The 12304-nt window shown below is 60.5% G+C and carries 12 protein-coding genes; 4 read left to right on the top strand and 8 right to left on the bottom strand.

The window, feature by feature from the left end:
* Positions 1-49 precede the first annotated feature (49 nt).
* The 3 genes from IE061_RS11855 to IE061_RS11845 all read right to left on the bottom strand — a co-directional run bounded on the left by IE061_RS11855 (position 50) and on the right by IE061_RS11845 (position 3117).
* Positions 50-520, bottom strand: coding sequence for a tripartite tricarboxylate transporter TctB family protein (locus IE061_RS11855; protein WP_230478452.1), 471 nt, complete (start codon positions 518-520; stop codon positions 50-52).
* A 111-nt stretch (positions 521-631) separates the two neighbouring features.
* Positions 632-1615, bottom strand: coding sequence for a Bug family tripartite tricarboxylate transporter substrate binding protein (locus IE061_RS11850; RefSeq protein ID WP_193461675.1), 984 nt, complete (start codon positions 1613-1615; stop codon positions 632-634).
* Between the two features lie 77 nt (positions 1616-1692).
* Complete coding sequence (locus IE061_RS11845) at positions 1693-3117, bottom strand: hypothetical protein (protein ID WP_016915247.1); 1425 nt, start codon at positions 3115-3117, stop codon at positions 1693-1695.
* Between the two features lie 286 nt (positions 3118-3403).
* Between IE061_RS11845 and IE061_RS11840 the strand changes: the two genes are divergently transcribed.
* A complete protein-coding gene (locus IE061_RS11840; RefSeq protein WP_039175033.1) occupies positions 3404-4072 on the top strand; it encodes a GntR family transcriptional regulator in 669 nt (222 codons plus the stop codon).
* 20 nt (positions 4073-4092) lie between these two features.
* On the opposite strand, the gene IE061_RS11835 is transcribed toward IE061_RS11840, so the two are convergent.
* Complete coding sequence (locus tag IE061_RS11835; RefSeq protein WP_039175034.1) at positions 4093-5466, bottom strand: aminotransferase-like domain-containing protein; 1374 nt, start codon at positions 5464-5466, stop codon at positions 4093-4095.
* Positions 5467-5627: 161 nt separating this feature from the next.
* On the opposite strand from IE061_RS11835, the gene IE061_RS11830 reads away from it, so the two are divergent.
* From IE061_RS11830 to IE061_RS11820, 3 genes are read left to right on the top strand one after another with little or no spacing between them, the layout of a single operon-like run.
* The gene (locus IE061_RS11830; protein WP_039175037.1) at positions 5628-5861 is read left to right on the top strand and encodes a hypothetical protein; all 234 of its coding nucleotides are present in this window, start codon (positions 5628-5630) and stop codon (positions 5859-5861) included.
* Between the two features lie 2 nt (positions 5862-5863).
* Positions 5864-7225, top strand: coding sequence for a tripartite tricarboxylate transporter permease (locus IE061_RS11825; protein ID WP_193461674.1), 1362 nt, complete (start codon positions 5864-5866; stop codon positions 7223-7225).
* A 51-nt stretch (positions 7226-7276) separates the two neighbouring features.
* Positions 7277-8548, top strand: coding sequence for a hydroxymethylglutaryl-CoA reductase, degradative (locus IE061_RS11820; protein ID WP_193461673.1), 1272 nt, complete (start codon positions 7277-7279; stop codon positions 8546-8548).
* Positions 8549-8562: 14 nt separating this feature from the next.
* On the opposite strand, the gene IE061_RS11815 is transcribed toward IE061_RS11820, so the two are convergent.
* The 4 genes from IE061_RS11815 to IE061_RS11800 are packed head-to-tail and all read right to left on the bottom strand — an operon-like array spanning position 8563 to position 12300.
* A complete protein-coding gene (locus tag IE061_RS11815) occupies positions 8563-9324 on the bottom strand; it encodes an ATP-binding cassette domain-containing protein (protein WP_193461672.1) in 762 nt (253 codons plus the stop codon).
* Entirely contained in the window at positions 9318-10364 is a 1047-nt protein-coding gene (locus IE061_RS11810) for a FecCD family ABC transporter permease (RefSeq protein ID WP_230478450.1), read from the bottom strand. The genes IE061_RS11815 and IE061_RS11810 overlap by 7 nt, the downstream gene beginning before the upstream one ends.
* On the bottom strand, positions 10361-11251 hold the full coding sequence (locus IE061_RS11805) for a heme/hemin ABC transporter substrate-binding protein (RefSeq protein WP_193461671.1): 891 nt from the start codon (positions 11249-11251) through the stop codon (positions 10361-10363). The genes IE061_RS11810 and IE061_RS11805 overlap by 4 nt, the downstream gene beginning before the upstream one ends.
* On the bottom strand, positions 11248-12300 hold the full coding sequence (locus tag IE061_RS11800; RefSeq protein WP_193461670.1) for a ChuX/HutX family heme-like substrate-binding protein: 1053 nt from the start codon (positions 12298-12300) through the stop codon (positions 11248-11250). The genes IE061_RS11805 and IE061_RS11800 overlap by 4 nt, the downstream gene beginning before the upstream one ends.
* Between the last annotated feature and the right edge of the window lie 4 nt (positions 12301-12304).

Here is a 12304-nt window from a genome sequence, read left to right as displayed (position 1 = left end):
CCTTGACAGAAAACAGTGATGACAAGGGAGAGCATCAGGCGTAACGCGCTCATAGCGGTATCCCCAGCAGCATGACGAAGACGCCTTGCATCAGCAGCGCGGCGATGACCACCGTGGCCGCGATGACCCGCCAGGAGCGTGCGCCCAGCAACAGCGTACATACCAGCGTGAACGCCACGCTGGCCGCCAGAAAACCGATCAGGCCAATCAGCCAGGTGTAGACGAGCGTGGCAGCGATCAGCCACCAATGGCGCGTCGATGCCAGCGTAAAGCGCCACGGCGGTGTGGTTTCGTCAACGGGGTCGTCGTCATAGCGCTTGCCTTGCTTGGCATCCCGCCAGGTGATCAGCAAAAGCGCCGCGCCTAATCCGATGAGCGCCAGCAAGAGGGTCAGCGGCCAGACACGCGGGCCGATGAAGGTCGACACTTGCTCCGAACTGGGAAACTGCAAGGTAGGCACGAGGCTGGCAAGGCCGAGCACTACGATGGCTATCGCAAAGAAAGAAATCCTGGCGTACATGATCAACCCCGAAGGGAGCATGGCGCGAACAACCCGCAACGCATTGCTCGTGCCGATGAATATCGAAAGGCAAGCAGCGGAGGCTGCCTGCCTTGCCCTGGTACGAGTGGCTTACTGCTCGTTGCTGAGCAGCCGCGAGTAAAGCTCGTAGTTGTGCTCGAGGCGCTCGCGGTAAGCGTCGCCTGCCATCCAGCCGTCGCGGTAGGTCAGGTTCACGCGCTCGGCATAGGCCTGGTAGTCCTCCGAATCGAAAATGCCCTTCAGCACTTCTTCCAGCCGTTGAACGAGCGGGGCCGGGGTATCCGCATGGACGAACACGGCCCGGTCGTTGCCATCGGTCAGGTCCCAGTCATGCTCCACGGTAGTGGGGACATCGGGAAAATCTGCCAGGCGCTCATCGCTGAACACGAGAATCGGCATCATTTGACCCGCTTCGATGTAGCTCAGCAGCGGGCTCAGCGAGGTCGTGGTGGCATCGATATTGTTGCCCAGGACATTGGCCGTGGCGTTGCCGGTGCTGTCGTAGGGAATGAAGCTCATGTCCAGGCCAGACGCGTCACGCAAGGAGAGAAAAGCCACGTGGTCGGGGCTCGCCGTGTGCGTGCCGCCCACGGTGACCTTGCCGGGGTTGGCTTGGGCATACTCCAGGAACGACTCGAAATCCGGGTAACGCTGCGGATTGACGAACAGCGCCATGACGTCTGATTGCATGCGGGCCACGGGGGTGATCTGATCCAGGCCCACCGGGTTCTGCCCTGCCGCCAACGAAGTCACGTAAGTGGTCGAGGCAAAGTCCAGCGTATGGCCATCCGGAGCGCCATTGGCCGTGCGCTGGTGGGCCAGTGCGCCAGAGGCCGCGGGCAGGTTGACCACCGTGATGCGCGCGCCTCCCAGGGCCTCTTCGAACATGGGGCGAACCACGCGGGCGAAGTTATCCACGCCGCCTCCGGCACCCGCGGCCACCAGGAACTGGATCGGCTTGGTCGGGTAGTCGGCGGCTTCATCGGCCTGGGCGACCATGGCGGTGCTGATCAGGGCAACGCCCAGGGTCGTCATTTTCAGTGCGTGCGGTGTGAGCAAGAGCTTGGTAAGCATGGTGTTTCTCCTGACGGATTATTGTTGCTTTATTGTTTTGCGCTAGGTGCGCAATGGGCCCGTGGCACCAGCGACCCTCAGGCCAGCGTGCTGGCGTGTTCGGCGTTATCGACAGCGTATTGTTGCTTGAACAGCTCATCCTGCTGGTATCGCAGCTGCCTGAGTGTAGAGTCCGGGAGGGCGACATCGGCCAGCGTGATGGGCTGCTGGGGTGCGATATCACGAATGACCTCGGCACCGGGTAGTAGGTAAAAGGGCACCTTGGCGCTGGGTGAGAGCGGCTCGGCGGGATGAATTTCAGGGCGCAGGCCTTCGATGTGGCGATGATGCCCGCGCATCTCCAGGCGCTGGCCAGCTGCGATGGGCTGGGTAGCCCGTGCGGTCAGGTCGAAGCTCGGTGTGGTGGCGTGGCCGCCGCCGGAGGTCTGTTGATTGAGCACCACATCCAGCAGCGAGATGGGTGCTTCCAGCCCCAGCAGGTGGCGCGGCAGGTAGATCATGGCGCTACGCTCGCTGCGGCTCAGCACATGCCCCTTGTCGCGCAGCAGTGTCCAGACATGCGGGTCTTCACAGCGCACCACCACGAATACCCCACCGGCAAAGCTCAGTTCATCCGGGCGGCGCAGGCAGTTGAACACCTCAAGGCGCTTCAGCCCTTGCAGCATACCCCCTTCCGCCTGCAGGTCGAGCAACGTAGGGACTTCGGCGGTCCGCAAGACCATGGCGTGAAACTCAGGCCGATCCGGGCACAGCCCGGTGGCGTTGGCCACGTTGACCATTTCGCACAGGTCCGGCACGGAAATTTGCGGAATGTCGGCCAGCAGGCGGCTGCGTGCCTCGACCACCTCGCGTTCGCCCCCTGGAGGCAATTCCCACAGGTCGCTCAGGCCCGCGGCAGGGTAGCGCACGCCATTGCACTCGACCGTGGCGTTGGCCTCATCCCAGATGAAGTCGTACTCGCTGCTCTTGCCCGCCGCAATGATCTCGAAACCCAGTGTCTTGGCCCAGGTGAGCAGGCCAATCAGCAGGCTGGGCTGGTCGCCATCCATCGGGGTAAACAAGCGGCCCTGCTGATAGGCCAGTCGGGTCAGGTAAGGGCCCACCACGGACTCGGTCTCCTTGGTGGCAATGCCGACGTGTTTGCCGGCCAGCAAGGCCGCTTCGGCGTAGCGTGCCCCAACGTCGGGAATGCCCGTGGACTCGACCAGGATATCGAACGGCAGCGCCTTGATGGTTTCAAACGAAGCGGTCGCGATAAAAAAGCCGCTTTCCCAGGCCTGTTCGGCGTCGCTGGCAGAATGGCATACCATTATTTGAGCTTCTGGAACCCCCGCATGGCGAAGCGCCTCGACCGCTTTATCGGCATGGATATCGATGGCGATACGCGCCGATAGGCCACGCATCTGGCGTGCCTGACGTAATACGCCACGACCAAAATCCCCTGCGCCTGCGATGCAGGCTTCTACCACCTTGTCGGTATCGAAATGTTGTAAATAGTTCATGAGGTGTGGGTCTTCCTGTGTCGGGACGCTCAGCCGAGGCCATCGCTTGGCTTGGAGTGGCGTTGTGTGGCGGCAAGGCCAGGGTTGTCATTTGCATGAAATGTAGTGGTATACCATTTTGAGGGTCAAATGCTGAAGGGTTATACTTTGGTATCTGTTGGTCTGTTTTTGGCTCTATATGGCTGAAAATAATGATTTTTAATTTTCACCTAAATAGCCTTTAGCTATTTGAAAGCCAAGTTATGGTATGCCATTCTTGTGGCTCGCACATCACATGAAGACAGCCATGGAAGACATCACCCCGCCGAGCCAGCCGGGCCTGGTCGAAAAAGTCGCTCATTACCTGCGTGAACACATCGTGATGGATCATTTTCAGCCAGGGCAGCGGCTGCCTGAACGCACCCTGGCAGACGAGCTCCAGGTATCGCGCACGCCCATGCGCGAGGCCTTCAAGATCCTCGCTGCCGAAGGGTTGGTGGTGCTGTCGCCCAATCGTGGAGCCGTCGTGGCCGAGGTGAGCCCCGCAGACATGCAGGAGAAGCTGTATGTCTTGAGTGTGCTGGAGCAGGCGGCGGCAGAACTCACCTGTTCCCACGCCAGCGATGACGAGCTGGCAGAGCTTCAGGCGCTGCATTTCGAGATGAAAGCGGCCTTTCTACGCCGCGACCGACAGAACTACTTCCGCCTGAACCAGGCCATCCATCGCCGTATCGTCGAGCTGGCCCGCAACCCGACGTTGACGGACATGCACGCCACCCTGAGTCGGCAGCTTTACCGCGTCCGCTACCTCTCCAACGACAAGAACGAAAAGTGGGCCAAAGCCATGGAGGAGCACGAAGCCATCATGGCAGCACTGGAATCGCGCGACGCAGAGCGAGTAGGCCAAGAGCTGCGCCGCCACCTGGCCAAGACATGGGTGAAATATACCGATGACGATGTAACGGCATCGGGGTGAGCGAGTGGGATGCAACTACCTCATGCCTTGAGCGTTTTGCTGACAAAGTCCAAAAAACGATGGTCGTTGGCATGCGCAATATTGATGCGCATGGAGTTGGCGTCAGTACTGTCGGGGCGCAGCGAGAAAATGGCACCAGGGGCAATAAAAATGCCTTGTTCGGAGGCCCGTTTGGCCAGCTCGGTGGTATTGATGTGAGGAGGGAGTCTGGCCCATAGGTAGTAGCCCCCACCGGGCCCCGTTACATCGCTGACTCCGATCTGGCTGAGTACTCTGATGGCAGTTGCGCTTGCCTTGGCTACGCGTTCGCGAAGCTGTGCCAGATGGCGCCGATAGCGCCCTCTTGCCAGCAGGTCATGAATGACCATCTCATTGAACGTCGAGGTGTTGACGACGGTCAGCATCTTGATATCGACCAGTGCTCGGATCACCGAGCGGCTGCCCGCTACATACCCGCAGCGCAAGCCCGTAGAGAGCGTTTTCGAGAAGGTACCCACATAGATGACTCTTTCCAAGCCATCGAGAGCGGCAAGGTGAGGGGTGCCTTTGGGTAAAATATCTGCGAATACATCGTCTTCCACCAACGTGACTCCGTAGTGGTCCGCGAGCTTCAAGAGTTGATGCATGCTCTTCAGTGACATGGAGCTGCCGGTAGGGTTATGAGCGTTTGGCTGCAAGAAAAATAGCCTGGGCCGATACTGCCTGGCTTTTCTCTCGAACTCTTCCAGGTCGGGACCACTTGCGGTACGTGGCACGCCCACCAATTTGGCTTTTGCGAGCCGTAGCTTTCCAAAAAGAGGGTAATAGCCTGGTGTTTCGACCAGCACGTTCTCGCCGGGTGCAATGAAGTGGCGGATAATCAGATCAAAAGCGTGGTTCGCTCCGAAGGTCATCATGATTTGATCATGTGAGGCGTGAATCGATCGTCCCGCCAGTGACATTGCCAGGCTCTCTCGTAAAGGGGAGTAGCCCTGAGGCATACCGTATTCGACATCACTCATTTCATCGGACAAGCCGGTGCGGCGTCTTATCAAACGCGTCAACTCGGTGCCGCCCATCCAACTGGCTGGTGCGCGTCCATCCCCCACACGTACTGCAAAGTTGCCGACTAGCTGTTCTCGCAGTAGTGAGACGCTGTCGACTGCCTCGGAAAGGTCGTGCGTGGACTCATCCATGGGAGAGGGGCGTGGGCGCGTGACAAAAAATCCTGCCCCCTGGCGAGCGCTCAAGTGCCCCTGTGCCACTAACTGATCATAAGCATCTATTACTGTGTTTTTAGATACGCCAAATTGTTGGGCTGCTTCTCGGATGGAGGCTACTCGTGTGCCTGGAGAAAGCCGCCCATCGTCGATGGCTTTCAAAAGAGCAGTGGCGACTTGGCGAGACTTTGACATGGATGCTCTCAGTTAAGGTGAAACTGTACCATTCATTGAATGGGTACAGTACTTCGCACAATTCCAGTCTTTGTACCTTACTCAGCGCCTTGTCTTTCCACAAGCTAGGGTCAGCCTAATTGGGTATACAACACTAATAATGATCTCCGCGGAGAATAGGCATGTCTGATAAAACAACGAACTACCTTACCGTTTGGGACGATACGGTGACAGGTAAAGACCTGATCATTGCGCTATCGATCTCTACCCCACTGACACTGGGTGGGTTCATTTTTACTCCGTGGCCAGCGCCTATGCCGTTAATTATCGGCCTGTGTGGAGCGCTGCTGGGATTTTCCATCAATGCGATCTGCCTGCGTCCTAAGCGCCAGCTGGATATCGAAGGTGAGGTGTAGTCATGGATGCACTCATCCTTCTGCAGATGTTGATCGCCGCGTTGATAGGCGTGGTTGTCTATACCGCTATTGGGGTGGCGCCGGGTACCGATGAAACGGCAGTCCTTGCCCCCGTCACACTGGCATTAGTCGTCGCAGGCATCCCTTTGCCTGTCGTACTGGCTTTTTTCATGGCGGCGATTGTGGCGAAAAAATTGACGGATTCGATCCCCGTATCGGTCGCGGGTATACCTGGTGGGGTCATGTCGGCTCCCATGGTCGAGCATGCCATGATTTTGAAACGCGAAGGGCATGCTACCTTGGCGATTCGCAAGATGGCCTCGGGGTCGGTCATCGGAACGCTCGTAGCGATTCCGGTTAGCTTGTTGCTGGCTTTCCTGCTGACACCCTTGGCGGATGTATTGAGCCAATATGCCAGCCAGATATTCTTCGTAGGCGCCGTTTTCCTGGCACTGATGAGTCGCGAGAAAGTCATCAGTCTGATCAGCATTGTCATACTGGCTGCGCTGATTCAGGCGTTGCGTCATTTCTACTGGGGAATGGGTGTCATCCCTGAAGGGCAGGTCGTCTTTATCTCTTTCTTCCTGGGCATCACGATCGGCCCGATGATTTTCAATCTGGCCCAGCTAACCGTTCGTGAAGAGCGGCGCAAAATGTCGGTACCCGAGCCCAAGACCATCAAGATTTATGCGGCAAATGATGGCAGTGACGACCAACGAATTCCCAATCCATTTCGGATTCTGACGCGGCAGGAAGCCGTATCCGCAACGGCTAGCTCGGTGCTTGGCTCGGTTACTTTCTTCATGAGCCCAGTCGGGATCACCATTTTTCTGGGCGAAGTGGTGTCGAGCTGGGTGAAAGGTACGGTGGAAAAGGCGAGTCGTGCGCTCTCGTCAATGGATGCGGTCACCAATGCTGCCTATATCGCGGGCATTTTGATACCGCTGGCGGCCTTGGGTATTCCGATGAGCCCCATGGCTATCGGTCCTGGTAATGCGTTCTTTAATGCTCCTCCCGTGCTCACTCTGGAGCAGAATGCCCACCATCTCATGAGCTTTGGAGAGATCGCCATCGCCAGCATTCTGGGTGCTGGGGTCGCTCTGTTGATTACCTATCCCATTGCCGTTCGCTATGCACGGCATATATGTGTCTTCGTGTTCCAACGTATCCCCCATGAGGCATTTCTGGCGATGTTCTTCTCGCTGGTGATGCTGCTGGCTTATATGGATGCCGGGGTGATGGGCATTCTGGGGGTGGGCGTGCTCGCTCTGGTGGCTGGGCTTTTGAACCGCTGGGGCGTGAACTACGGCGTACAGTTCATGACCCTCTACGCAGCTCCTTGGCTAATGGGCTGGATGGCTTGAAAGCACGACAGAGTACGGCAACGAAATTTTATCCACATGTAGGTACCGATGATGACAACAACGACTTCACGCATACCGGGCTTTTATCAACTTTCTCCACGCGAGCGGCTGCGCAAAGTGGCTGCCATGAGTGGGCTGGATGCCGACGGCGAGGCACATCTGGCAGACACCGGTAATCTCCCAGCCGAGATCGCTGATAGCATGATCGAAAATGTGATTGGTACCTTGAATCTGCCGATTGGGGTGGCCACTAATTTATTGATCGATGGTGAAGAGCCTCTTGTACCCATGGCAACGGAAGAGTCATCGGTGGTGGCAGCCGTATGTAATGCGGCGCGGCAGTGTCGCGCGTCAGGCGGTTTTCACACCGATACCTCCTCTCCTGTCATGATCGCTCAAGTGCAATTGATTGGCGTGCCTAACCCCGTTTTTGCTCGCCTGCGGCTGCTGGAGGCGCGCGCTGAAATCAAGCGAATCTGTGACGCTACAGACCCCGTACTGTTAAAGCACGGAGGGGGCTTTCGTGATCTGGAAGTGCGTGTCCTGGAGGATATGGTGATCGTACATCTACTGGTGGATGTGCGTGATGCCATGGGTGCCAATGCCGTGAACTCAATGGCTGAAGCGGTGGCACCCTCACTGGCAGAATGGTCGGGGGGTGAAAGCCGTTTGCGAATCCTTTCCAACTTGGCGGACCGCCGTATAGCCAGGGCACGAGCCACGTGGCGCCTGGATGAAATCGGGGGTGAGTCGGTGCGCGATGGCATGCTGCAGGCATTTCGCTTCGCCGACTTAGATCCTTACCGGGCGGCGACCCATAATAAAGGGATCATGAATGGGGTCAGCGCGGTGGTGCTGGCAACCGGCAACGATACTCGGGCAGTGGAAGCTGGCGCGCATGCCTATGCTGCACGTACAGGGCGTTATCGCTCGTTGACTCACTGGGAAGCGGATGGCGATGGCAACTTGACCGGCACCTTGGAAATGCCCATGCCCGTAGGGTTGATCGGCGGAGCCACCCGTGCGCACCCAACCGCTCGCCGCTGTCTCGATATCCTGGGTGTCAGTAGTGCGGATAGATTGGCACGTATCATCGTTGCGGTAGGGCTGGCGCAGAATTTTGCAGCGATGAAAGCGCTGGCGACGACCGGAATCCAAAAAGGGCATATGGCGCTGCATGCTAAAAACATCGCTTTGATGGCCGGGGCCGAAGGGGAGGAGGTGTCTCAAGTCGCCGATGCGCTGGTGCGCCGGGGCAGTGTGCGAGTCGACGTTGCCCAGGATGAGTTGGCTCTGTTGCGCAAACAACGTGCCTCCACGTGAAATGACGTCGCCTTTCAGGAGGATAAAACCAGTACGTGCTGCCCCTTGGGGCCTCGCGGCGTCTGCTGCAGTTCGGCATCATAGATCTCAGCGATAGTGGAAGGTGTGAGTACGGAGTGTGGTAAGCCACTCGCCACCCGCTGCCCGCGATGCATCAGCCATACGTGGTCCGCGAAGGTGCTGGCCAGGTTCAGGTCGTGCAGGACGCAGGCGATGGCCATCTGGTGTTGGCTGGCCCAGCGGCGTAGCTGGCGCATGAGGCGCTGCTGTTGGCCAATGTCCAGTGCGCTGGTGGGTTCGTCCAGCAGCAGCAGGCCGCCGTCGGTGGCGTCGGGCAAGCGGCGTGACAGCAGTTGGCAGGCTCCCCGGGCAATCATCACGCGCTGGCGTTCGCCGCCGGATAGCGAGAGGACGCTGCGGCGAGCCAGGTGCGTCAGGTCCAGCTCGTCCAGCAGTTGCGCTACCAGTGCCTTCGATGGCTGGCTGCCCAGGCTCACCAGCTCTTCGGTGTGCCAGTCAAAGCCGGGGGGCTCCTGCTGGGCGACCAGCGCGCGACGGTTGGCCAGTGCCGCGATGGGCCACGTAGGCAGGGGGTGGCCATCGAGCAACAGCTGCCCGGTTTCGCAGGGACGAAAACCCGAGAGCAGGCTGAGTAGCGTACTTTTGCCTGCGCCGTTGGGGCCGACGATGGCCAGCAGTTCTCCCGGCAGCAGCGTGCCGCTGAGCGGTGTAAGGGCGGGGGCACGCAGCAGGCCTGCGTCGCAAAGCGTCAGCATGGTCGGTTCCGGCGCATCAGCAAATAGAGAAAGTAGGGGCCGCCCAACAGGCTGGTGAGCAGCCCCACGGGCATTTCGGCCGGTGCCCCCAGCGTGCGTGCCAGGGCGTCGGCCGCGACCAGCAGAATCGCCCCGCCCAGCATGGAAGCCGGTAACAGCAGGCGATGCCCTGGGCCTAGCCATAGGCGCAAGCAGTGGGGCACCAGCAAGCCAAGAAAACCGATGACCCCGGTCAAGGCCACGCATAGGCCGACCCCAAGCGAGGTGGCGATCACGACCCGGCGCTTCAGATGTGCGATTTCCAGCCCGGCGGCGTGGGCGGTGGCTTCGCCCAGCTGGAGCAGGTCGAGCTGCGTCGCGCTGCGCAGCAGTAGCCAGAGTGCGAAGGCCACCACTCCCAGGGCAACGGCGGTAGTACGCCATAACGCATTGGTCAGTGTGCCCATGCCCCACAGGCTAAGCTGGCGCAGCTGCTCGTCGCTGGCCAGAAAGGCCAACACCCCGCCGCCAGCGCCTGCCAGGGTATTGATGGCCAGCCCCGCCAGCAGCAGCGACATCACCGCCGCGCTGCCGCCACCTTGACGGTTGGCGATACCAAAAATCAGCAGGCAAACGCACAGCGCCCCCAGAAACCCTGCGACAAACTGGCCATACAAACTGCTGGCGGCGCTGCCCTGTACCAGCACAATCCAGAGCGCCACGAACAGCCCGGCTCCGCTGGCCAAGCCCAGTAGCGTGGGGTCGGCCAGCGGGTTGCGAAATAGCCCCTGCATGGCGGTCCCGCTGCCTGCCAGCATGGCCCCCACGGCCATGCCCAGCAGGAGCCTGGGCAGGCGAAGTTGCCACCATACTTGCAGGCTCAAAGGGTCTGCTGTGCCGCTCAGCGCTGCCCACGGGGAGATGCCGAGCACGCCGGTACTGGCGCTGATGGCCAGCGTGGCTACCAATGCCAACGCCAGGCCGCTCAGAACCCGAGTGGAGCGGGTCATGGTCGGTCGGCCCAGGCGCACGGAGATATAAGCGGGTTGCCGTGGGTTCATCGGCGGGCCTGTGCAGCGTGGTGACTGAGCAGGGCTTCCACCTGCTGGCGCAGTGTCAACAGGGCTTCGGGCGTGCGTGGGCCAAACCCCAGCAGTGCTTGATCATCCACCACGATCAGGCGCTGGTCGCTTCCCGCCGGGGTCATGGCCATGCCGGGCAGGCTCCAGAGTGCCGCCTCTCCGCCGAGTGCCTCCAGGCCTCGTGTGGACATGACGACGACCTCAGGAGAGCGCTGCACCAAGGCTTCTGCCGACACGTTGTGGTAGCCCGTCATTTCCGCAAAAGCATTGTGCAATCCCACGGCTTCCAGAGCGGTATGGGCGGCTGTCTCGCGTCCGGCAGCCCTCGGGGTCAGGCCGCTGTGTTGCAGGATGAACATGGCTTGAATGTCGGGCAGTGGGGGCAGGGCGGCCAATCGCTCAAGGTCGCTGGTCAGCGACTCAGCCAGCGCTGAGCCGGCCTGCGGTTCGCCGATGTATTCACTGATATGGCGCACCTTGTGGGCAATGGCCTCCAGTGAAGCCGGGGCACTGACGACCTCTACCGCCACGCCCACAGCAGCCAGCTGCTCCAATACTTCGCGGGGGCCCGCCTGCTCGGCGGCCAGAATGCGTGTAGGCGAGACGGAGAGCACGCTCTCGGCCGAGAGCTGACGCAAATAGCCCACGGAGGGCAAGGCCGCCATCTCGGGAGGGTAGACCACCGTATCGTCTCGGGCGACGACGTGCTGTTCGGCGCCCAGGGCGCTCAGGGTTTCGGCGATATCGCCTCCCAGCACCAGCCAGCGCTCGCTGGCCAGTGCGGAGGCGCTCAGCGCCAACCCCAGCAGAGCGACTCCCAGGGCTCGAAACGGCCTGAGTGCAAAGGCGTGGCCTACGAGTCTCATGCCACGGCCTCACGCTGGCTCAAGGTGTTCAAGAGTTGCCGCCACTCCCGCCGTTCGCTGCGCCCTTCCTGACGCTCTGCGTAGAGCTGCAGCACCAGCGAGCCCTGCGCATCGAAGGCCTCGACACTGGTCACACCGCCATCGCGGTTGGGTTTGTTGACCACCCATAGCTGCTCGATGGCCGTGTCGTTGAGGTGCAGCGTGAACTGTTCGCCAAACAGGTTCAGCAAGCCTCTGGCGCGCACGGCTGCGGGCAGCGTGCCCGTTCGGATCTGCACGCAGCCGGGGCTGGCCACAAACAGCATCAGCGGCAGCGCTTGCCGGTGCGCCTTCTGGAACAGAGCCTCCAAGGCATGCACGGGGAGCGGATTGGTGTAGTGGCCTTCCATGAGCTGGTTGGCTTCCAGCCGCTCCAGGTGATGGCGCTGTAACAGGGCAAAGAACTGGTGTACGTCGCTCATGGCCGCCCACTCCTGGGCCAGGGTGGGGGCGCTGGGGAGCGGCCGCTTTATGCGCGGCATGCTGTGAGTAAAGGCCGGTGTATCCAGTGTGCCCAGAGCGGCCAGCGCCTCCCAGGCCTCGGTGCGCGGTTCGTCCAGTGCGAAGCACTTGTGAATGGCGCAGCCGTGCTGATCGAATACCTGCAGGCTCCAGCGGTGCGTGATGGTGCCTGTGTCGGTAGGCATGGGGTCGTGTATCAGGCAGGCCCAATGCCAGTGGCTGTACAGCAGGCGCAAATCCAGCCCGCCGGGGTCGAGCATCAAGCCGGTGTGGGAGCCTCCCGCCAAGCTTGGGTAGGTGCCGTGCTGCTCCAGTACGGCCAGTCGCGAGCGGGTCAGTGCCTTCACGTGGCCCAACTGATGCCACCAGGCTGCCAGCGCCCTGGGGGCGAGTGGCAGTGTCCATACTTCCCTGCCCAGCCGGGCGGCCTGAAGCTCGCCCTCACTGATGCCAAGCCGTTCGGCGATCTCGATGGCCGTTAGGCGGGGTTGGGCAGCCCGTGCGCTGCTGAAAGCTTCCAGAATCGCGATTTGTTGGGGGTGTGTCATGTGT

Source organism: Vreelandella hamiltonii (genome assembly GCF_014651795.1).
Lineage (GTDB): Bacteria > Pseudomonadota > Gammaproteobacteria > Pseudomonadales > Halomonadaceae > Vreelandella > Vreelandella hamiltonii.
The sequence above is the reverse complement of the archived record's forward strand: the minus strand, read 5'-3'. Positions and strand labels throughout refer to the sequence as shown.

Bases quoted from the DNA above. Each gene is read 5' to 3' on its own strand.
- IE061_RS11855 (WP_230478452.1), bottom strand. From the start codon at position 520: ATGTACGCCAGGATTTCTTTCTTTGCGATAGCCATCGTAGTGCTCGGC.
- IE061_RS11850 (WP_193461675.1), bottom strand. From the start codon at position 1,615: ATGCTTACCAAGCTCTTGCTCACACCGCACGCACTGAAAATGACGACC.
- IE061_RS11845 (WP_016915247.1), bottom strand. From the start codon at position 3,117: ATGAACTATTTACAACATTTCGATACCGACAAGGTGGTAGAAGCCTGC.
- IE061_RS11840 (WP_039175033.1), top strand. From the start codon at position 3,404: ATGGAAGACATCACCCCGCCGAGCCAGCCGGGCCTGGTCGAAAAAGTC.
- IE061_RS11835 (WP_039175034.1), bottom strand. From the start codon at position 5,466: ATGTCAAAGTCTCGCCAAGTCGCCACTGCTCTTTTGAAAGCCATCGAC.
- IE061_RS11830 (WP_039175037.1), top strand. From the start codon at position 5,628: ATGTCTGATAAAACAACGAACTACCTTACCGTTTGGGACGATACGGTG.
- IE061_RS11825 (WP_193461674.1), top strand. From the start codon at position 5,864: ATGGATGCACTCATCCTTCTGCAGATGTTGATCGCCGCGTTGATAGGC.
- IE061_RS11820 (WP_193461673.1), top strand. From the start codon at position 7,277: ATGACAACAACGACTTCACGCATACCGGGCTTTTATCAACTTTCTCCA.
- IE061_RS11815 (WP_193461672.1), bottom strand. From the start codon at position 9,324: ATGCTGACGCTTTGCGACGCAGGCCTGCTGCGTGCCCCCGCCCTTACA.
- IE061_RS11810 (WP_230478450.1), bottom strand. From the start codon at position 10,364: ATGAACCCACGGCAACCCGCTTATATCTCCGTGCGCCTGGGCCGACCG.
- IE061_RS11805 (WP_193461671.1), bottom strand. From the start codon at position 11,251: ATGAGACTCGTAGGCCACGCCTTTGCACTCAGGCCGTTTCGAGCCCTG.
- IE061_RS11800 (WP_193461670.1), bottom strand. From the start codon at position 12,300: ATGACACACCCCCAACAAATCGCGATTCTGGAAGCTTTCAGCAGCGCA.